Origin of the sequence: Pseudonocardia sp. UM4_GMWB1, assembly GCF_017312155.1 — a bacterium.
In the GTDB taxonomy this organism is placed as follows: domain Bacteria; phylum Actinomycetota; class Actinomycetes; order Mycobacteriales; family Pseudonocardiaceae; genus Pseudonocardia; species Pseudonocardia alni.
The window spans coordinates 3,836,721-3,856,663 of the sequence record NZ_QJPN01000001.1 but is presented as its reverse complement, the minus strand read 5'-3'; the positions used below and the strand labels follow the sequence as shown (position 1 = coordinate 3,856,663).

Sequence of the window (19,943 nt, the reverse complement as noted above, 5' to 3'; positions counted from 1 at the left end):
ACGACGGCGACGCAGTCGTCGGCGACATCGGCCACGACCGTCCGCCCGCCGGAACGCAGCGGCACGTCGGTGAGGCAGACGGCGAGGTCCCAGCCGGTGTCGGCGACCCGCTCGCGGGCCTTGTCGATCAGGTCGGTGTCCGGGCTGCCGAGTGACTCGAACGCGTCCCGGCCGGTGACGACGGTCCAGCCGACCGCCCGCCCCGCCACCTCGCCGGGCAGCTCGTCCTGCAGCCGCGGCGCGATGTCGCGAGCGACGTCCTCGGCGAGGTCGGGGTCGGCGAGCAGCCCCACCACCAGCCATTCGCGACCCGCCGTCTCCCCGTCCGGGCCGTCGTCATGAGCCGGTCCTGTCATGGGGTGGCGCCTCCCCGGGGCCGACCGCGCGAAACCCGGCATGGGGTCGTGTCCGCGGGCACCGGGCGGCACGGGACGACCGACGCCCGGCTGGTGTCGACCAGCGCCTCCCTCGACGTCGATCACCCGGCGGCCGGAGCGGACGTCCGCCCGGGACACCCGGGGACCCACCCGTCGGACCGGCGGGGGTTTGGGGCGGTGGTGACCGGGCACACGGGCGGGTGTGGGAATGCGTGAGTGGATCGAGTCCTGGCCGGTCGCCCGGCAGCTGACCGGCACCGACCCGCTCGGCCGGGGCGTGGCGTCCCGATCGGCGGGCACCGACCGCACGGTCGCCCGGACCGTCGAGGCCGACGGCGTCACCAAGTCGATCTGCCCGTTCTGCGCGGTCGGGTGCGGGCAGAACGTCTTCACCCGCGGCGGGCGGGTCACCCACGTCGAGGGTGACCCGGACTCACCGATCAGCCGCGGACGGCTCTGTCCCAAGGGCTCCTCGACGCTGTCGCTGGTCACCTCCCCGCAGCGGGTCACCACGGTGCGCTATCGGCGCCCGCACGGCACCGAGTGGGAGGACCTCGACCTCGACACAGCGCTGGACATGATCGTCGATCGGGTCGTGGAGACCCGTGAGCGGACGTGGCAGGACGTCGACGAGGAGGGCCGGCACCTGCACCGCACCATGGGCATCGCGAGTCTCGGAGGAGCGACCCTCGACAACGAGGAGAACTACCTCATGAAGAAGCTTTACACCGCCCTCGGCGCGGTCCAGGTGGAGAACCAGGCCCGTATTTGACACTCCTCCACGGTTCCCGGTCTGGGAACCTCGTTCGGCCGTGGTGGGGCCACCAACTACCAGCAGGACCTGGTCAACTCCGACTGCATCGTCATCCAGGGCTCGAACATGGCCGAGGCCCACCCGGTGGGCTTCCAGTGGGTCATGGAGGCGAAGCGACGCGGCGCGACCGTGATCCACGTCGATCCGCGGTTCACCCGCACCTCGGCCGTGGCGGATGTGCACGTGCCGTTGCGCGCCGGCACCGACATCGCGTTCCTCGGCGGGCTGATCCGGCACGTCCTGGAGACCGGGGCGTACTTCGAGGAGTACGTGAAGGCCTACACCAACGCACCGATGCTCGTGTCCGAGGAGTTCCGCGACACCGAGGACCTCGACGGAGTGTTCTCCGGGTTCGACCCGGCGACCGGCACCTACGACGTGCACTCCTGGCAGTACGAGGACGCCGATGTCGAGGCCAGTGCCGGGCTGCGCGACGAGCGGGCGATGGTGCAGGAGCACGAGCACGCCGAGATCTCCGGGTCCGGCGGCGCCCCGTTCTCCGCGACCCCGACCCGTGACGACACGCTGCAGCACCCGCGCTGCGTGTTCCAGGTGCTGCGCCGCCACTACGCCCGCTACACCCCGGAGATGGTCGAGCAGGTCTGCGGGATCTCCCCGGAGAACTTCCGGGCGGTCGCCGACGCGCTCACCCGCAACTCCGGGCGGGAGCGGACCTCGGCGTTCGCCTACGCCGTCGGCTGGACCCACCACACGGTGGGCGTGCAGTACATCCGGGCCGCCTCCATCCTGCAGTCGCTGCTCGGCAACATCGGGCGGCCGGGCGGCGGGATCCTCGCGTTGCGCGGCCACGCCTCCATCCAGGGCTCCACCGACATCCCGACGCTGTACGACATGCTGCCGGGCTACATCCCGATGCCGCACGCCCACCGCGAGCAGGACCTCGCGACGTTCATCGAGTCGAACTCGGGCGACAAGGGCTACTGGGGCCACATGGACACGTACCTGGTGAGCCTGCTGAAGGCCTGGTTCGGCGACGCCGCCACGGCCGACAACGGCTTCTGCTTCGACCACCTCCCACGCCTCACCGGCGATCACTCGTCGTTCCGGACGGTGATGGCGCAGGCCCGCGGCGAGGTGCCGGGCTATTTCGTGATGGGGGAGAACCCCGCCGTGGGCACCGCGAACGCCAAGCAGCAGCGCCTCGGGCTGGCGAAGCTGGAATGGCTGGTGGTGCGCGACCTCAACATGATCGAGACCGCCACGTTCTGGAAGGACGGCCCGGAGGTCGAGACCGGGGAGATGCGCACCGAGGACATCGGTACCGAGGTGTTCTTCCTCCCCGCGGCCAACCACACCGAGAAGGACGGCACCTTCACCAACACCCAGCGACTGCTGCAGTGGCACCACAAGGCCGTCGAACCGCCGGGGGACTGTCGCAGCGAGCTGTGGTTCTACCACCAGCTCGGGTTGCGCCTCAAGGAGCGTCTGGCCGGGTCCACGGACCGGCGCGACCGCCCGCTGCAGGACCTGACCTGGGACTACCCGGTCGAGGTCGGACCGACCGGGATCGCCGAGCCGAGTGCCGACGCGGTGCTGCGGGAGATCAACGGCACCGACGCCGACGGCCGCGCCCTGTCGTCCTACCTGGACATGAAGGCCGACGGGTCGACGGCGGGCGGCTGTTGGATCTACACGGGGGTCTACGCCGAGGAGGTCAACCGGGCTGCGCGCCGCAGGCCGGGACGCGAGCAGGACCTCGTGGCCGCCGAGTGGGGCTGGGCGTGGCCGATGAACCGCCGGGTGCTCTACAACCGGGCCTCGGCGGACCCGGACGGGAAGCCCTGGAGCGAGCGCAAGAAGCTCCTGTGGTGGGACGGGGAGCGCTGGACCGGGCCGGACGTGCCGGACTTCCCGGTGAGCACACCGCCGGACCACGTCCCTGCCGAGCACTCACGCGGTGCCGAGTCGATCGCCGGCAACGAGCCGTTCGTGATGCAGGGCGATGGGCGGGCATGGCTCTACGCCCCGGCCGGGCTGCTCGACGGGCCGATGCCGGCGCACTACGAGCCGCAGGAGTCCCCCGTGCCCAACGTGCTCTACCCCCGGCACCGGGCCAACCCGGCGCGTCAGCAGTTCCCGCGCCCGGACAACACCTACAACCCGCCCGGGGACCACTTCCCGTACGTGTTCACGACGTTCCGCGTCACCGAACACCACACCGCGGGCGGCATGAGCCGGTGGACGCCGCACCTCAACGAGCTGTTCCCGCAGATGTTCCTGGAGGTGTCCCCGGAGCTGGCCGCCGAGCGTGGCCTGGTGGACAACGACTGGGCGCATGTGGTCACCGCGCGGTCGGCCGTCGAGGGCCGGGTGATGATCACCGAGCGGGCGAAACCGCTGCGGGTCGGCGACGGCTCCGGTGGCACGACGGTGATCCACCAGATCGGCGTGCCCTGGCACTGGGGCCCGAACGGACTGTCCACCGGGGACGCGGCCAACGAGATCCTCTCGGTCGCGCTCGACCCGAACGTGCACATCATGGAGACCAAGGCCGCGACCTGCGACATCCGCCCCGGACGACGGCCGCGCGGGCCCGACCTGGTCGCCTACCTCGCCGACCGGCGGCGCGCCGCCGGGTTGGAGGACCAGTGAGCAACTCGTGGTACGGCCCGTTGGCGGACCCCTCCGCCGACGCCGGCTACGCCGAGGACCACCCCGACCGGGTCGGCTTCTTCACCGACACCAGCGTCTGCATCGGGTGCAAGGCGTGCGAGGTCGCGTGCAAGGAGTGGAACGCGCTGCCCGCCGACGGGGTCACCCCGCAGGGCGCCGGGGGCGACGTCCTCGAGTCGGCCGGGATGGGCTACGACAACACCGGCGGACTCGGGGCGTCGAGCTACCGGCACGTCGCGTTCGTCGAGCAACGCGTTCCCGCGACCCGTTCCGCCCAGACCGACCTGGGCATGCCGGCGATGGACCTGCCCGGCTCCGTCGACGCCGGTGAGCACCGCGCCGACGCCACCGAGGTGCGGTGGCTCATGTCCTCGGACGTGTGCAAGCACTGCACCCACGCCGCGTGTCTCGACGTCTGCCCGACCGGCTCGCTGATCCGCACCGAGCACGGCACCGTGCTCGTGCAGGAGGACATCTGCAACGGCTGCGGCTACTGCATCCCCGCCTGCCCGTACGGCGTCATCGACCAGCGCGAGGGCGACGGCCGCGCGTTCAAGTGCACGATGTGCCAGGACCGGCTCGGCGCCGGCCTCGCCCCAGCCTGCGCGACGGCGTGCCCGACCGAGTCCATCCAGTTCGGCCCGCTGGAGGAACTGCGTGCCCGTGCCGACGAGCGGCTGGCGACGCTGCAGGCCCAGGGTGTGGACGGCGCCCGGCTCTACGGCCGCGACCCCGACGACGGCGTCGGCGGCGATGGCGCGTTCTTCCTGCTGCTCGACGAACCGGAGGCCTACGGGCTACCACCGGACCCGGTGGTCACGACCCGGGACCTGCCGTCGATGTGGCGGCACGCGGCGGTCGCCGCGGCGACCGTCGCGGCCACGGTCGCCGCCGCGTTCGTCGGAGCCCGTCGGTGACCGCCGACGGCACCGGTCCCGCCGCCGGGCAGGCCGCGCCCGGACCGGACGTGGCCGACGAGGCCCCCGCCGGGCACGACGACACCCGCCCCGCGCCCAGCCGCGCCGAGCGACGGCGACGCCGCCGGGGCGGCCGCGGCGAGCGGCTGATGGTTCCCGAGGCCGACTTCCGCAGCTACCACGACCGGCCGATCATCAAGCCGCCGGTGTGGAAGGTGCCCGACGTCCCCGCCTACCTCTACCTGGGCGGCGCGGCCGGGGTCGCAGCGTCCACGGCGGCGCTGGCCGACCTCACCTGCCGGCCCGGACTGCGTCGCTCCGGTCGGCTCGTCGCCGCGGGCGGGGCGGTCGCCTCGGTCGCGTTCCTCATCCACGACCTCGGCCGCCCCGAGCGGTTCCTGCACATGATGCGGGTGTTCAAGCCGACCTCGCCGTTGTCGGTGGGATCCTGGATCCTCGCCCCGTTCGGCACCGTCACCGGGGCCGCGGCGGCCTCGGAGGTCACCGGGCTGCTGCCCGGCGCCGGGCGCGTCGCCGGACTGGTCGGCGGGCTCCTCGGCCCGGCGATGACCACCTACACCGCCGTGCTGCTCGCCGACACCGCCGTCCCCGGCTGGCACGAGGCCTACCGGGAGCTGCCGTTCGTGTTCGCCGGGTCGGCGCTCGCCGCAGGCGGCGGGTCGGCGCTGCTCACCGGGAACGGTGACGGCCCGCCGCGGCGCATCGCCGTCGCCGGAGCGGCGCTGGAGCTGGCCGCCACCCACCGCACCGAGACCGCGATCGGGATGAGCGCGCACGCCTACCGCACCGGCCGCGCCGGACGGGTGCTGCGCGCCGCCCGCGCCGCGACCCTCGGCGGTCTGGTGGCAGCGCTGGCCGGACCGCTGCTCGACCGGCTGCGCCCGGGCTCACGACGGCGCCGCCGCGGGTTCGACGCCGCGGCCGGACTCCTGCTCAACGCCGGGTCCGCCGCGACCCGGTGGGGCGTGTTCGACGCCGGCATGGCGACCGCGTGGGACCCGGCCTACACCGTCGTCCCACAGCGGGATCGGTTGCGCCGTCGCGAAGCCGCCCGCACCGCGGAGAAGGAGCGCGGCGATCTCGGCACCGTGCCGCCGGGCGAGGCCGTCACCGCGGGGGACCTCCCCGGTCCGGACCCGGCGGGTGCCGGATCCGACGGCGGACCGGCCTGGTGAACCCCCGGCGAACAGGGTCGGTACCGCCGGGGACGGTCCGGGCGTCCTGACCGATCGCACCCGCCGCCGGACGTGCCGGAGGACGTGCCTGGTCCCGGCCGGATCCGGCGCGCCTGGGCCGGCGGCACGGCTCAGCGGCGGGTGCGATGCCCGGACAGGGCGGGGTCCCACAGCGCCCCCGAGGTCTGCGCGGTGCCGCCGTGCAGCGACCAGCGGCCCAGGACGAGCCCGAGCGCACGCTCGACCGGTCCCGGTGCGAACCGGTGCGCGAGGACCAGCAGCCGTACCGCGATCCCGCCTGTGACCGTCTCGGGCGCGGGCGCCGCAGCCGGGCGGCGATCACCCGGGCGACGCGCTCCGGGGCGTCCACCGGCGGGGGAGGGGCCACCTTCCGCCCGGTGTGGTTGGCCGCGGTCGACCAGATCGGGGTGTCGACGGCCCCGGGCAGCACCGTGCACACCGAGACCCCGCGGATGCCCGCACGACGCAGCTCGGCGCGCAGCCCGGCCGACAGCGTCCGCACCGCGGACTTGGACATGCAATAGGGCGTCACCCACGGCGCCGGGATGATCCCGAGCACCGAGGAGACGTTGACGAGCACACCGTGCCGACAGGCGATCATCGACGGCAGTGCCGCGCGAGCGCCGTTGAGGCAACCGCCGATGTTGATGTCCAGCAGCCGTCGCACGTCGGCGGGCGGAGTCGACAGCACGGTGCCGAACCCGGCGACGCCTGCGCAGTTCACCCAGCCGTCGATCGGGCCGAGCTGCTCGGTGACGTGCGCGGCGGCCGCGCTGACGGCCTCGTCGTCGGCGACGTCGCAGGGCACCACCAGGGCCCGGTCCGGGGGCAGCTCCGCCGCCACGTCCTCCAGGGACGCTCGGTCGCGCGCGATCAACCCGAGCCGGGCGCCACGGCGCGCCAGCTCCCGCACCGTCGCACGTCCGATCCCGCCGGACGCACCCGTCACCACCACCACAGCACCGTCGAGCCGCATGTCCGGCCGGCTACCCGGGCCGCACCGGTCCATGCCGCCGGGTGTGGGTCCCAGAGGCCGGGGTAGGCGCGATGGCGCGACGGACGATGCGGGAGCGGACATGGTCGAGGTACGGGTGAAGGCGGTCGGGGTCGACGCGGTCACGGCCGACCGGGTGGTCCTGTTGGAGGAGACAGCCGGGCGCGGGCGAATAGTCGCAGTGTCGGTCGGTGGGGCGGAGACGCTGGCCGCGGTCGCCGAGCTGGAGGGGGTCCGCCGTACCCGTCCCGGTACCCACCGGCTGATCGGTGCGGTGCTCGAGGCAGCTGGGCGCCGGCTGCTGTGCGTCCGGGTGCACGCCCTGCGCGACCACGTCTTCCACGCTGAACTGCAGCTCGACGACGGCACCCGCATCGACGCCCGCACCAGCGACGCGGTGGTCCTCGCGTTGCAGGAAAGTGCGGCGATCGAGGTCGGGGACACGGTGCTCGCCGCGGCCGGTATCGACCCCGGCATGGTCAGCGTGCAGGATGCGGGGCCGGAGACCGACGATGTCGACGCGTTTCGCAGGTTCCTCGACACCGCGGTGCCCGACGACTTCGACGGCCCCTGAGGGCGGCCCCGGCGGCTGTCGTGTTCAACCACCGGGGCCTGACACGATCCGGCTCCCGGGTACCGATCCGAGCCGCCTTCCAGGGTCGCTGGTGCACAACCGCGATGCACAGGGTGGTGGAGGGGTTCACGTCGGGTGTTGGCTCGCGGGCGCCGGGTAGGCGGGCAGGCGTGGACACCTCGCTGACGTTCGTCGGTACCGCCACCGTGATCCTGCGGCTGGGCCGGTTCCGGCTGCTGACCGACCCCAACTTCCTGCATCGGGGGCAGCGTGCCCGGTTGGGTTGGGGTCTGTCGTCGAGGCGGCGAACCGACCCGGCGCTGGACATCGATCAGCTGCCCCGCCTCGACGCGGTGGTGCTGTCGCACCTGCATGGGGACCACTTCGACGACGTCGCCCGTGACGGACTGGACCGTTCGGTGCCCGTCCTCACCACCCCCCACGCGCGCCGCCGGCTGCGCAGGTGGGGGTTCGAGGCGGCCACCGGACTCGAGACCTGGGACAGCTGGGAGCTCGGTGACGACGAGGAGCGGGTCCGTATCACCTCGGTACCGGCGCGGCACGGCCCGGTGGGTGTACACCGGCTCCTGCCGCCGGTGCAGGGCACGGTGATCGACCACGAGCGCCGGGGCCGGCGGGTGCTGCGGCTCTACATCACCGGGGACACCGTCCTGGTCCCCGAGCTGCGTGAGATCCGCGACCGGTTCGGTGACATCGACGTGATGGTCGCCCACCTCGGCGGTACCCGGGTCGGCGGTGTACTGGTCACCCTGGACGCCTCGCAGGGCAGCGACCTGGTGGAGATGGTCGGGCCCGGTCGCGTGGTCCCCGTGCACTTCGACGACTACGACGTGTTCCGGTCCCCACTCACACACTTCCTGGAGGAGATGCGGGCCCGCGGGATGGGCGACCGGGTGCGGGTGGTCGGGCGCGGGGACACCGTGGAGCTGCCGCCGTCGACGGGACGGTGGGTCGCGGCGAGCCCGGGCCCCGGTACCGGGTCGGCGAACGCGCCCGGAACACCGTTCGACGCGCTGCCGCCCCGCTGATCCACCGACGTCGTCGACCGGGGAGGTGTGGGCGGCCCGGGCAGCGGTGATGCGAACCCATGGCTTCGACGACCGAACACGGCCGCGAGCGGGTGGTCGTGGTTCCCGATCTCACCGGTCTCGACGTGGCGGGCGCGCACGACGTGGCGCTCGACGGCGGCGTGCTCGCCGTCGAGCACCGCCGTCCCGGCGAGGACCCACCGCAGCGGTGCGTCCTCGAACAGGAGCCACGGGCCGGGGCCGTCGTGACGTTCGGCAGCACCGTGCGGATGTGGACCGGCCCTCCGCCCGGTGACGACGGCGGGGGCGGTGGAGGTGGGCTGCGCCCGGTCGGGCCCGGCCCGGTGGTGACCGGTGGGCGGCGTTGACGGCGCCGCCCACCCCGACCCACACGTCGCGGACCCCGTCCCCGCCCGGTGCCGGACGCTCAGCCGCCGCACCGGCCCGAGGGCTCGCCCCGCGCGGCGTTCTCCACCACCGACAGCGCGACCTGCCGCAGTTTGGTGTTCGTGGTCTGCGACAACTCCCGCAGCAGCGCGAACGCCTCCTCCGGCCCGCAGCCGCGGGTCGCCATGAGCACACCTTTCGCCTGCTCGATGGCGACGTGCCGCCCGAAGCGCAGCCGCAGTGCCTCGCCCTCGGTGGCGAGCTCGCGGACGAGCGCGACCGCCGGGACCGGGTCGGCCGGGAGCGCCGGCAGGTGCGAGCCGGGCGGGGCCGCCGGACCGTACCCGGAGAACCCGGGGCCGTTTCCCCCGGTCCGACCGCCGGGCGCGTCCGCAGCGTTGTCGTCCTGTCCGCACCGTCGTGTCCGGTCCACGAGCGTCCCGAGTCCGTCGCCCGCGTCGTCGACTTCGGCCCGCACCGGCCACAGCGGGGTGACATCCTCGACGTGCACGAGGATCCCGGCCAGCCGGCCTCGGGGGTCACGGACGGGGGAGTGCGCTCCGACCCAGTACTTCTCGACGAAGCCGTCGGCCCCGCGCGGTGCGGGTACGTCGTAGCGCTGCAGGCCGACGTCGTCGCGGGCGCCGCGGCGCAGCACTCGCAGCAGCGACGCCGTCACTGCCGCCACCGCGCCGACGTCCGGCGCCGCAGGGTTGTCCGGGAAGACGTCGAACAGGGGCCGGTCCAGGGCCTCGCCGGGCTCGCGCAGTGTCGCCTCGAGCCAGGCCGGGTTCACCGCGCGTATGCGCAGTGTCCGGTCGAGCACGGCGTACGGCGAGCGGGTCGTGTGGAACAGCGGGTTGTCGTTGATGGCGCGCAGCAGACGCGCCTCCGGTCCACCGGGGGGCATCTCGTCCTCCGATACCGCCGGCCGCGGTCGGCATGCGGGGGACGGCTCGGGGGAGCGTCGGGCGTGGCCGGGGCGCGGTCCGGCAGCGCATTCTCGTGCACTGACGGGGGATCCCCGGCCCGGGACGCACGCGGGCGTGCACGGGTGGGGACGCTGGGCCGGCTGTTCGACCCCGGGTCGGCGCCGGCCGGGACCGGAGGCCCCTGGCGCACTGCGACAGAACGTTATGACACCACCGCCGGGCGGCACCACGCCGGGTCACCCCGTCCGGTCGGCGCCGGCCGGCCCCCTCTGGCCGGCCGGCGCCCCGAGCACCGGTCAAGAGACCGCGGCGCCCGTGTCCTCCTTCGACGACAGCTTCGCGAGCAGGTCGTGGCAGGTGGAGGCGCGTGTCGCGTCCTCCTCCATGACCCGCTCGAAGAACTCCGCGATGTCGTCGTAGCCCGCGTTGCGCGCGTCGCGGACGTACTGGCCGTAGTCGTGGCCGCCCTTGAGCGCGTGGTACTGGACCGACACCAGGTCGAACACGACGTCGCTGAATCCGGTCTCGCCTGTGGCCATGACGGCCACCTCCTCCTCGGTCGTTCCCGTTGGCGTGCCCTTCCTACCCACGACCCCGGCGGTCATGCCGGACATGGCGCCACGCCGGCGACGACCCGTCGCAGGCCGCGCGGTGGACCGCGCAGGCGGTGGCCGAGGCCGGCACGATCGGTGTCAGCGGGGTCTACCCGCCGACCCTGCAGTCCTATCCGATCGGCACCCTGCTGAACCGCAACCTCACGGTGCGCGCGGGAAACTGCCCGCACCGGGCACTCATCCCGGAGCTGATCGACGTGGTCGCCGCGGGCGTGCTCGACCCCGGTCGCGGGGTGACCGTGCGGGAGGGCCTGGGCGACGTCGTCACCGCGTACCAGGAGTTCGACGACCATTGCGCGGGCTGGGTCAAGGTCGCGCTGGACCCCGGCACCTGACCGACGCCGGTCCCCGGGGTCAGTCCCGGGGGCCGGCCGTGGTCGGCACGTCCGCGACCTCCGATGCCCTCGCGTTGCGCCGCACCAGGTCCGAGCCACGCTCGTAGTCCTCGTCGGCCTGGTGGGTGGCGGCCCCGCACACCAACCCCTGGCGCTGGTACCAGGCGGTGAACCCGCCGCCGGGGTGGGTGGTCAAAGCGACCTCGTCGAACCCGTCGCCCCAGGCGGAGTACTTGAGCACGCGGTCGCCGATCTCGGACCAGAAGCCGGGCGCGGCGTCCCAGCGCGCGTCCGACCCGGCGGCGACGGCCCCGGCGACGGCGCCCATCTCCTCGGCATCGCCCCAGTGCTCCACCCCGATGTGCCGGCCCGCGGCCGCGTTGAACGCACGCGCGACGTCCCCGGCGGCGAACACACCCGGCACCGCGGTCCGCATGTGCTCGTCGACGACGACTCGGCCGTCCTCGACCAGGACCCCGGCCGCCTCGGCCGGCCCGAGCCGGGGGCGGGCGCCCGCCGCAACCAGTACCAGGTCCGCCGCGACGGGCTCGCCGTCCCGGATCTGCACCACGGGCGCGCCACCGGTCGACTCGATCCCGGTGACCTCGGCGTCGCCGCGCAGACGGACCCCCGCCCCTCTCAACCAGTCCGCGATGCGGTTGCCGACGGCGTCACCGAGCCGCGAGGCCTGCGGGACCCGCTCCGTGCTGCACACCGTCACGTCCAAGCCGCGTGCGGCCAGCGACGCCGCCGCCTCACAGCCGATGAACCCCGATCCGACGACGACGACGGACCCCGCGTCGTGCAGTCCCGCCAGCAGCGCCCGCGCGTCGGCCAGCGAGCGCAGGTGGTAGGCGTCGCCGTCGCCGGGGACGGGCAGGCGCACCGGCTCCGATCCGGTGGCCAGCACGCATGCCCGCCAGCGCACCTCGCCGCCGTCGCCGAGCCGCGCAGTACGGGCACCGGGCTCGAGCGAGGCGACCGTGGTCCGGGTGCGCACCTCGACGTCGCCGAGCCGGGTCAGGTCGTCGAGCAGCAGGTCGTCCTCGCCGAGGTTTCCCCCGCGCAGGAGCTCTTTCGTCAGTGGAGGCCGGAGGTAGGGAGGGCTGTCGTCGGCGGACACCAGCAGCACCGGGCCGGGGCCACCGTGCCCGCGGTACGCGATCACCGCGGCATGGGCTGCGGGGCCGCCGCCGACCACGAGCAGTCCGGTCGTCGTCACGCTCATGTCGCCCGCCTACCCTGACCGAACGCGTCGACACCCGGGCGCCGTGCCATGGAGCAGGCCCGCCGAGCCTGGGGCGGTGGTCGAGCCGCGGTGGCCCGGGGATCGAGGCCGCGCCCGCGATCGACGGCGCTGTGTCCGCCTCGCGCGGCAGGCCGTGGTGGTGCGGGCCTCACCCGAGGACGGCGGCGGGGCCGCGGCGGTCGTCACGCGGGTCGATCGTCTCCTGGACGGCGCGGGCGAGCTCGTGCAGCTCCGTGACCGTCAGGCGCCGGCGCAGGGCCGGGAGCCGCCGCGTCTCGACGCCCTCGATGTGGAAGCGGGTGGACACGGCGAGCCGGTGCAGCACCTGCTCCGCGTCGGGCGACCCCGGACCGACGGCGAGCAGCTCGGTGACCAGGGCTTCGAGCTGCTCGTGCTCCTCGGCGTCGGCCTGCGCGCAGCGGTCACCGTCCTCGAGGCAGCGGCGCAGCGCCGGGTGCAGCAGGGTCTCCTCGGCGACGCAGTGCCGGCGGACCGCGTTCGCGGCGCGGACGGCCAGGTCGGAGCGCTGCGGGCCGGGGTCGGCCGCGGCGGCGTGGTCGAGCAGGGCCAGCAGCGTGCGGTGGTCGGCGACGAGGACGTCGATCAGGTCGTCGGGTGCAGGGTCGGTCGTCACCGCAGATGTATCACCGGTGGTCGTGGGTCCAAACCCGGGTGCGGGGGTGTGACGGGGCCGAGCGTGGGTACGGGTCGGATCGTCCGGTCGGCGACGGAGAGGCGGGTCCGATGATCGAGGTACGGCGGCGGGTGCACGCCCGCACCGAGGACGTCTATGCGGTCCTGACCGACGGCTGGAGCTACGGCCTGTGGGTGGTCGGGGCGGTGCACATCCGGCGGGTCTCGTCGGACTGGCCGCGGGCGGGCGCGACCATCGAGCACAGCGTCGGGGCGTGGCCGCTGATGATCGAGGACCGCACCGTGGTCGAGGAGAACGAGCCCGGAAGGATGCTGCAGCTGCGCGCTCGTGCCGGGCCCGGAGGCACCGCCCGGGTGCGCCTGGAGCTGACCCCCGATGGAGCCGGTACGACGATCCGGATGACCGAGGACGCCGTCGCCGGACCCGGGCGGCTCATCCCCGTGCCGGTCCGGGCGCCGCTGTTGAAGCTGCGCAACGCGGAGAGCCTGGCCCGGCTCGCCGCCCTCGCCCGGGGGCGCCCGGACCGGCCCGAGCGGGCCTGACCGGGAGCCCCGTGACCGGGGCCGCGCGGAGGCTCAGCCGTGGATCCGTCGATGCGCGAAGCGGACCGCGCCCCGGTAGAGCGGCCCCGCGGGCCCCGATGCGGCCAGCGCGGCCCGGGCGGCGTTCGCGCCGGGCCCGCCGTGCACCGCGCCGCCCGGGTGCGCCGACGCCCCGGACAGGAACAGCCGGTCGACCGGGGTGTCGGCGCGGCCCAGCCCGGGCGTCGGGCGGAACACCAGCTGCTGGTGCGGCGCGCAGGTGCCGGCGGTGATCGCGCCGTCGACGAGGTTGCCGTCGTAGTCCTGCAGGTCTGCGGGCCCGGCCACCGACCGGGCCCGGACCACACTCGTGAAACCGGGCGCGTGGTCCTCGACGACGCGCTCCATCCGGTCGGCCCAGCGCAGGACGTCGTCGCGACCCCACCCCAGCCCGCGTGGCACGTGGGTGTACGCCCACGCCGACTCGGTGCCGGGTGGGGACCGGTCGGGGTCGGCCGTGGTCATCTGGCCGAACAGCAGGAACGGTTCGCCGGGCAGCCGGCCGGCCGACAGGGCGGAGGCGTAGCGGCGCAGCCCGTCGACGTCGGCGCCGACGTGCACCGTGCCTGCCGACCGGGCGCTCAGCGCCGTCCACGGGACCGGGCGGTCCAGTGCCCAGTCGATCTTGACGGTGGAGAAGTCCCACTGGAACCGGTCGAGGTCGGCGACGAACCTCGCCGGCAGGTGCTCCTCGCCGACGAGGTCGCGGTAGAGGCGGGGTGCGTCGACGTCGGCGAGCACCGCGCGGCGGGCGAGGACCCGGCCGCCGTGGGCGTCGAGCACGCCGGTGGCCCGGCGACCCTCCACCAGTACCGAGGTCACCGGGCGGCCCACGTCGAGTCGCCCGCCGCGGGCGGTGAACCGGGCGACCAGCGCGTCTGTCAGGGCCCCGGAGCCGCCCGCGGGAACGGGGAACCCGATTCGCTGGCCGAGCATCGCGAGCAGCCATCCGTAGGCGGCGCTGGCCGCGTTGTCCGGTCCCAGGTCGGTGTGCAGGGCGTTGCCGGCCAGGAGCAGCGGTGCCGCGGTGCCGCCGAACCGCTCGGCGGCCATGCGCGCGACCGGTTGCAGCAGGGTCCGGGCCAGCCGCAACGTGTCCCCGGTCCCGAGCCGACGCCACAGCCGCGACGCGGCCCGGACCGGTGGGAACGGTCGCAACGCTGCCTCCAGCACATCGGTGCCGATCGCGTCCCACTCCGCGACCATGGCGCGCCAGGCGTCGCCGTCGCCGGGATGGTCGGTGTCGAGGGCGGCCGCGGTGTCGTCGAGGCTGCGGTGCAGCACGGCGCAGCGTCCGTCGGCCGTCGGGTGGGCGACGACCGCGGGCGCGTGCCGCCACACCAGGCCGTAGGAGGGCAGGTCCAGCTCGCGCAGTACGGGGGAGGCGGCCCCGAGCGGGTGGAAGGCACTGGCCAGGTCCGACCGGAACCCGGGCGCGGTGATCTCAGCGGTGCGGACCGCGCCGCCCGGGGCGTCGGACGCCTCGCAGAGCAGCACGTCCCACCCGGCGTCGGCGAGGAGGTTGGCGGCGACGAGGCCGTTGTGCCCCGCGCCCACGACGACGGCGTCGACGGTGTCGGTCACGAGTTCTCGCTCCCCTCTCCACGGGCGTGGGCGACGGTATGTGGGTGGTGCAGCTCGAATACCGGACGTTCGGAACGCATCGCCGGGAGCTCGGTGACGTTGTGCCGGGGCGGCGGGCAGGACGTCGCCCACTCCAGGGAGTTGCCGAACCCCCACGGGTCGTCCACGTCGACGACCCGCCCGAAGCGGTAGCTGCGGAACACGTTCCACAGGGACGGCAGGGTCGACGCCCCGAGCAGGAACGCGCCGATCGAGGACACAGTGGCCGAACAGCAAGACCGACGGCGTCCGGTAGGCCGTCGTGAGGTGCGCGGGACCCGTGTCACCGCACACCAGCAGGCTCGCCGCTGCCACCAGCGCGGCGAGTCCGACGGGGTGAGCGCGCCCGCCGAGGTCGGCCCCCGCAGGCGGCCCGGTCGCGCGGCTGACGGCTGCGGTGAGGTCACGCTCGCCCGGCCCGCGGGTCCGTCCAGCGGCTGACCAGCCCGGCCTCGGCGGGCCGCTGCAGCACGACGTCGAAGGCGGCCCCGGCGAGCTCGTCGAGTTCCAGCTCGCGGACCCGGTCCGGCCAGGACCGCCCGCAGCGCCCGCGCCCCCACGGCCCGCCATCGGGCAGCAGCGCCAGCAGGTAGTCGTGCGACGGACGAGCGCGTCCACGACCCGTGGACGCGCCACAGCAGGACCCGGCTCACGGCGTGGTCGCCGCGCGGGAGACACCGAACCGCACGGCGTAGGGGTTGAGACCGCGCGGCAGCGGCGCGGACGGGTCGAACGACTCCGGCGGCAGCAGTACCGTGTGGTGCCCGTCGAGCAGCGCCGCCAGCACCGTGGAGGCCACGAAGAGCACCAGCTCACGGGCCGGGCAGACCCCGTGCCCACCGCTGAACGGGGTGAGCATCCAGTCGTCGGTGGCGGAACCGTCGAGCCACTGGTCGACGTCGAGGGTGTCGGCGTCGGAGCGGCGGGTGTCGTCGCGATGCAGGAACCACGCCGGAACCAGCACCGAGGTGCCCGCCGCGAGGTCGCCGCCCGGCCACCGCGTAGCGCGTGTGGACTCGCGCAACAGCAGCGGCGTGGTTGGCCACAGCCGCGTCGACTCCAGCACCGCGGCACGCAGCACCGGCAGTTCGGGAGGCCCGTCCTGAGCCCCCTCGGCGATCTCGGCGCGGGCCCGTCCGCGCACCTGCGGGTGGGTGGCGAGCAGCGCGAGCGCCCGGAAGGTCACCGCGGCGCCGGGGTCCCAGGCGAACAGCCAGTGCCCGACCTGGTCCTCCGGCGTGATCCCCGTCCCCGGGTCCTGGGCGGCGATCCGGGCGGCGAGGCTGCCCGGGGCGGCCCGATCCAGGTGCCGCCGCACTCCGGCGGCGAAGCGTTCGCGCAGGTGGTCGTGGCGGGGGGCGAGGAAGGACCAGTTACCGCGCCCGCGCAGCCGGGTGAGGGTGTCGGTGAGGTCGTGGTCGTCGCGGGCCTGCGGGCCCAGCACGATGCGACGCACGGTGCGCCACCACGACCGCACGAAGTCGTCCCAGCTCAGCACACCGGTGCGGGCGGCGATGTCGCGCAGCGCGCCGGTCTCGGCCCGGGCGACGGCGGCGATGTGTGCGGCGTCGGTGTGCAGCGGCGTCCCGGTGTCGAGGACGGTCTCGGTGAAGCGGCGTCGCTCGGCGCGGGCGTCGCCGTGCGAGACGAGCACGCCGTGCGGCTGGAAGTGGCCGAGTGCGCCGCGCTTCTCCCAGGAGGCCGGGGCGAACGGCTCGGGGCCCTCGGTCAACACCCGCCGGACGCCGTCGCCGTCGAGGACCAGCGCGAACGGGCGTCCGGGCAGCGGAACCCGGACCGGGCCGTCGCCGTAGCGGGCGCGCAGCTGCTGCAGCAGCCGCACGGCTGCATCGTCGGTCCCGAGCCGCCCTGCCAGCGCCACCACGCGCGGTCGCCGGGCGATGACGCCCTGGGCGATGATCGGGCCCAACGCGGTGCCGAGCAGCCGCGCGGTGTCGGCGGGGGACAGGACGGGCAGCGGACCCGGACCGCTCGTCGCTGCCGGCTCCGACGAGGTGCGGGGCGGGTCCGAGGTCACGGCGTCGTTCGAGGGAGTGGCCATGCCCGGTCCGATACCCGCGGTCACGCCGAGCATGCCCCGGGGCCGGGCCGGGCCGGGCCGGTGCGGTGGATACGCCGCAGCGTGTGTATCGCGGTCTCCGAACCACGCCAGCCCCTTCGTCGACCCCGGCGGACCGGATGCCGGCGGACAGAAGGTCCACGTCCGGGAGCTGGCCCTGGCACTCGGTCGCGCCGGGCCGGGATGGGCGCGGCCGGCCGGCCCGCGCCGTCGAAGGCTACGGGCGGGGCCGGGTCGCCGGACGCGTCGCCCGGGTGCATCGGCGCGCGGTTCAGGAGTCGACGGGCAGCGTGCGCCGTACGACCGCGTCGTGTTCGGCGAGCCGTTCCAGCGCCGCACGCGTCGTCACGGGTGGTACCCGGTCGCGGTGAGCGTGGACGAAGCGCTGCCGGCGGGTGTCGGGCTCGCCGCGGTCGGCGGCGCAGAACTGCAGGAAGTGCTCGGCGATCTGCCGGTAGGTACGGCGGGTCGACTCGTCGTCGATCCGGGTCGCGAGCCAGGCGACGAACGGAGCGAGTCGTTCGCCGGTGTGCAGGGGATCCACGGTGATTCCTCGGCTTCTCGGGTGTGTGACCGACCACAGCTACCCGCCCCCGGCCGCGTCACACGGCAGGACCGCCGGATACGCGTTCGTGGACTGCACTGCGGCGCGATGGCCGTCCTGCCGCCGATGGCACATGACGTCGTCGCCCGCATCCGCGCGAGACGTCGAGGTCGTGCACCACTACGGGCCGGAGGTGACGGCCCCCCGGCCGACGGGACGCTGCGGAGCGTCTCGGCACGGCACGGGCAATGAACCGGCGTCGCGCGGGTACACGCCGCGCACCCGCACGCGTGGAACCCTGCTGCGCGGGCTCCGCGGTCCGCCGCGCACCTGGAGGTCAGCGTGTACATCACCGTCGTGTCCGGTTCACTCGATCCGTGGACCACCCCCGACCGCCCCGACTGGAGCGGCCGGGCCCGGCACCTGGGCGAAGTGGTCGACACGCTCGCCGCGGGTGGACACCACGTCGACGCCGTGGCCCCGGGTGACCCGTCCATCGCCCCCCCGGGCGGTGGCCGGGTCGTCCACCGTGTCGCAGGAACGGCCGGCGCCCCGCCGGACCGTGTCGTGGAGGCCTTGACCGCGGCGCTGCGCCGGTTGTGGCGCGGCGGCCGGCCGGACGTCGTCCACACCCACCACTGGACGGCAGTGCTCGCCGCCCGCTCTGCCGCACCCGGCGTCCCGGTCGCCCAGCTCGTGCACGGCGCGGCAATGGAACCCGGCGGTGGGCGTGGGGCGGTGGAGCGGGCCGTGCTGCGCGACGTCGACCGGGTGCTGGTGACCAGCGTCGAGGACCGCCGGCGGCTGTTCGCCGCCGGCGTCGAACCGGATCGACTGCAGATCGTGCCCGCCACCGTCGACACCGACGAGTTCCGCCCCGCAGGCCCCACCCTCCGTCGCGGCGAGCGCCCCCGGCTCGTCGCACTGGGTGGCCTCGGCCTGCGCAGCGGCGCCGAGTACGCGGTGCGTACCCTCACCGGGGTACCCGCCGCAGAACTGCTGCTCGCCGGAGGCCGCCCGGCCGGGGAGCCGGACGCCGACCGCGACCGGCTGTTCGCGCTGGCGGCGTTGTGGTGTCGCCGACCGGGTGCGGTTCCTCGGCCCGGTCGCTCGTGTGGACGTGCCGCGGTTGCTGCGCTCGGCCGATGTCGTCGTCTGCCCGGAGCCGTACTGGACGACCGGGTTCGGCGCTCTGGAGGGGATGGCCTGTGGGTGCGCGGTGGTGAGCGCGCAGGTGAGTGCGCACACCGATCTCGTCGTCGACCAGGTGTCCGGGCTCGTCGTCGCCCCGCGGGACGCGGCCGCACTGGCCCGTGGGTTGCGGACGGCGCTCAAGGGGCGTTCCCGCTACCAGGCGCTCGGTCTGGCCGGTCGCAACCGCGTCGAGGCGGCCTACCGGCGCGCGCACGGCGTAAAGGCGATGGACCAGGCACTCGACCGGGCTCGGGCACGCTCGGCCGTCGCCGGCTGACCCGCCGCAGCGGAGGGAGGGGCGGGCCCGCACCGCGGGGCCCGTCCTCCTAGTGTCGCGGGTGGCGGCCCGGTCAGCCGTCCAGTTCCTCCCGCAGCCGGGCCACGATCCGGCTCAGCAGCCGGGACACATGCATCTGGGAGACACCGATCTCTGCGGCGATCTCGGTCTGGGTCTTGTCGCCGTAGAAGCGCAGCAGCAGGATGCGCCGCTCCCGGGCGGGCAGCTCGTCGATCCGGGCGCGGAGCTCGCCGCGCAGGGATGCGTACTCCAGTTCGGGGTCCTCGTCGCCGAGGCGCTGCCCGAGCGTCGGCTCGCCGTCCGGGCCGGGGGCGTCGAGCGACAGGGCGTGGTGGGTCTCCATGGCGCCGAGCGCGTCGACGACACGGGCGACGTCGACGTCCAGCTCCTCGGCCAGCTCGCTCGGCTTCGGGGCGCGGCCGAGCCGCTGGGTCAGCGCCAGTGCCGCCCGGTTCAGCCCGACGCTGAGCTCCTTGAGGTCGCGCGGGACGCGGACCGCCCAGCTGTGGTCGCGCAGGTACCGCATCAGCTCACCACGGATGGTCGGCACGAGGTAGCCGAGCGGGCCGCCGGTCGCGGCGCCCGGGTCGTACCGGTCGACAGCCTTGATCAGCCCGAGGGTGGCCGCCTGCTCGACGTCGTCCGCGGCGTGCGAGCCGGTGACGTAGCGGCGGGACATGTTGCGGGCCAGGGGCAGGAACTCGCAGATGATGCGGTCGCGCAGCGGCCCGCGGTCCGGATCGTCCGGCGCCATGGCGGCCAGGCGCTGCAGCTCGGGGGCGAGGTCGTCGTAGCCGTGAGGGCCGTCGCGGCGGGACCGTCGAGTGACGGTGGACTGCCGCTGGGCCGGGACGAGCACGGATGTCCGCATGGAG

At 74.7% G+C, this 19,943-nt stretch carries 18 protein-coding genes and 3 pseudogenes; 10 read left to right on the top strand and 11 right to left on the bottom strand.

All coding sequences use genetic code 11. The features are described from left to right. Positions 1-579: 579 nt before the first annotated feature. From fdh to nrfD, 3 genes are all read left to right on the top strand, one after another. Positions 580-3,804, top strand: a complete 3,225-nt coding sequence (fdh, locus tag DMP15_RS17900) for a formate dehydrogenase (protein WP_083658389.1) — start codon at positions 580-582, stop codon at positions 3,802-3,804. After that, positions 3,801-4,742 carry a 4Fe-4S dicluster domain-containing protein gene (locus DMP15_RS17895; protein ID WP_073575160.1) on the top strand — a complete coding sequence of 314 codons (942 nt, stop codon included), beginning with the start codon at positions 3,801-3,803 and terminating at the stop codon, positions 4,740-4,742. Before fdh ends, DMP15_RS17895 begins: the two co-directional genes overlap by 4 nt. A 149-nt stretch (positions 4,743-4,891) precedes the next feature. Continuing rightward, positions 4,892-5,938, top strand: coding sequence for an NrfD/PsrC family molybdoenzyme membrane anchor subunit (nrfD, locus tag DMP15_RS17890; RefSeq protein WP_083658517.1), 1,047 nt, complete (start codon positions 4,892-4,894; stop codon positions 5,936-5,938). Here the strand turns inward: nrfD and DMP15_RS17885 are convergent. Beyond that, positions 5,871-6,935 (bottom strand): SDR family NAD(P)-dependent oxidoreductase, encoded by a 1,065-nt coding sequence (locus tag DMP15_RS17885; RefSeq protein WP_073575159.1) that lies wholly within the window; start codon positions 6,933-6,935, stop codon positions 5,871-5,873. The genes nrfD and DMP15_RS17885 overlap by 68 nt on opposite strands. Positions 6,936-7,035: 100 nt before the next feature. Here DMP15_RS17885 and DMP15_RS17880 point away from each other — a divergent pair, with 100 nt between their 5' ends. The 3 genes from DMP15_RS17880 to DMP15_RS17870 all read left to right on the top strand — a co-directional run bounded on the left by DMP15_RS17880 (position 7,036) and on the right by DMP15_RS17870 (position 8,944). After that, positions 7,036-7,527: a bifunctional nuclease family protein gene (locus DMP15_RS17880; RefSeq protein WP_073575158.1), complete on the top strand. Its 492-nt coding sequence runs from the start codon at positions 7,036-7,038 to the stop codon at positions 7,525-7,527. Positions 7,528-7,697: 170 nt separating this feature from the next. Then, positions 7,698-8,576: an MBL fold metallo-hydrolase gene (locus DMP15_RS17875; protein ID WP_073575157.1), complete on the top strand. Its 879-nt coding sequence runs from the start codon at positions 7,698-7,700 to the stop codon at positions 8,574-8,576. A 59-nt stretch (positions 8,577-8,635) separates the two neighbouring features. Then, positions 8,636-8,944 carry a PASTA domain-containing protein gene (locus DMP15_RS17870; RefSeq protein WP_073575156.1) on the top strand — a complete coding sequence of 103 codons (309 nt, stop codon included), beginning with the start codon at positions 8,636-8,638 and terminating at the stop codon, positions 8,942-8,944. Positions 8,945-9,003: 59 nt separating this feature from the next. On the opposite strand, the gene DMP15_RS17865 is transcribed toward DMP15_RS17870, so the two are convergent. Both DMP15_RS17865 and DMP15_RS17860 read right to left on the bottom strand, forming a co-directional pair. Further along, positions 9,004-9,873, bottom strand: coding sequence for an ANTAR domain-containing protein (locus DMP15_RS17865; RefSeq protein WP_073575155.1), 870 nt, complete (start codon positions 9,871-9,873; stop codon positions 9,004-9,006). A 318-nt stretch (positions 9,874-10,191) separates the two neighbouring features. After that, positions 10,192-10,434, bottom strand: a complete 243-nt coding sequence (locus tag DMP15_RS17860; RefSeq protein ID WP_073575391.1) for an acyl carrier protein — start codon at positions 10,432-10,434, stop codon at positions 10,192-10,194. A gap of 128 nt (positions 10,435-10,562) precedes the next feature. Here DMP15_RS17860 and DMP15_RS17855 point away from each other — a divergent pair, with 128 nt between their 5' ends. After that, entirely contained in the window at positions 10,563-10,844 is a 282-nt protein-coding gene (locus DMP15_RS17855; RefSeq protein ID WP_073575154.1) for a hypothetical protein, read from the top strand. Between the two features lie 19 nt (positions 10,845-10,863). Here the strand turns inward: DMP15_RS17855 and DMP15_RS17850 are convergent, their stop codons facing one another. Together DMP15_RS17850 and DMP15_RS17845 are read right to left on the bottom strand one after the other, a co-directional pair. Then, a complete protein-coding gene (locus DMP15_RS17850; RefSeq protein ID WP_337826200.1) occupies positions 10,864-12,072 on the bottom strand; it encodes an NAD(P)/FAD-dependent oxidoreductase in 1,209 nt (402 codons plus the stop codon). 169 nt (positions 12,073-12,241) lie between these two features. Continuing rightward, positions 12,242-12,727 carry a hemerythrin domain-containing protein gene (locus tag DMP15_RS17845; protein WP_073575152.1) on the bottom strand — a complete coding sequence of 162 codons (486 nt, stop codon included), beginning with the start codon at positions 12,725-12,727 and terminating at the stop codon, positions 12,242-12,244. Between the two features lie 110 nt (positions 12,728-12,837). Between DMP15_RS17845 and DMP15_RS17840 the strand changes: the two genes are divergently transcribed. Continuing rightward, positions 12,838-13,290: an SRPBCC family protein gene (locus DMP15_RS17840; RefSeq protein ID WP_073575151.1), complete on the top strand. Its 453-nt coding sequence runs from the start codon at positions 12,838-12,840 to the stop codon at positions 13,288-13,290. 33 nt (positions 13,291-13,323) lie between these two features. On the opposite strand, the gene DMP15_RS17835 is transcribed toward DMP15_RS17840, so the two are convergent. The 5 genes and pseudogenes from DMP15_RS17835 to DMP15_RS17815 all read right to left on the bottom strand — a co-directional run bounded on the left by DMP15_RS17835 (position 13,324) and on the right by DMP15_RS17815 (position 17,576). Continuing rightward, entirely contained in the window at positions 13,324-14,913 is a 1,590-nt protein-coding gene (locus tag DMP15_RS17835; protein ID WP_073575390.1) for a phytoene desaturase family protein, read from the bottom strand. Beyond that, positions 14,910-15,176 (bottom strand): annotated as a pseudogene (locus DMP15_RS17830) (cytochrome ubiquinol oxidase subunit I); the annotation flags it as partial. The gene DMP15_RS17835 and the pseudogene DMP15_RS17830, both read right to left, overlap by 4 nt. A gap of 49 nt (positions 15,177-15,225) precedes the next feature. Then, positions 15,226-15,522 (bottom strand): annotated as a pseudogene (locus tag DMP15_RS17825) (hypothetical protein); the annotation flags it as partial. A 79-nt stretch (positions 15,523-15,601) separates the two neighbouring features. After that, complete coding sequence (locus tag DMP15_RS17820; protein WP_083658381.1) at positions 15,602-17,014, bottom strand: cytochrome P450; 1,413 nt, start codon at positions 17,012-17,014, stop codon at positions 15,602-15,604. A gap of 289 nt (positions 17,015-17,303) precedes the next feature. Beyond that, positions 17,304-17,576: a hypothetical protein gene (locus tag DMP15_RS17815; protein ID WP_083658379.1), complete on the bottom strand. Its 273-nt coding sequence runs from the start codon at positions 17,574-17,576 to the stop codon at positions 17,304-17,306. 342 nt (positions 17,577-17,918) lie between these two features. On the opposite strand from DMP15_RS17815, the pseudogene DMP15_RS30355 reads away from it, so the two are divergent. Then, positions 17,919-18,386, top strand: a pseudogene (locus DMP15_RS30355) (glycosyltransferase); the annotation flags it as partial. A gap of 118 nt (positions 18,387-18,504) precedes the next feature. Next, positions 18,505-19,047, top strand: a complete 543-nt coding sequence (locus DMP15_RS17810) for a glycosyltransferase (RefSeq protein WP_202417588.1) — start codon at positions 18,505-18,507, stop codon at positions 19,045-19,047. 73 nt (positions 19,048-19,120) lie between these two features. Here DMP15_RS17810 and DMP15_RS17805 read toward each other — a convergent pair whose 3' ends face one another. Then, positions 19,121-19,939, bottom strand: coding sequence for a sigma-70 family RNA polymerase sigma factor (locus tag DMP15_RS17805; protein ID WP_073575149.1), 819 nt, complete (start codon positions 19,937-19,939; stop codon positions 19,121-19,123). Positions 19,940-19,943: the final 4 nt, after the last annotated feature.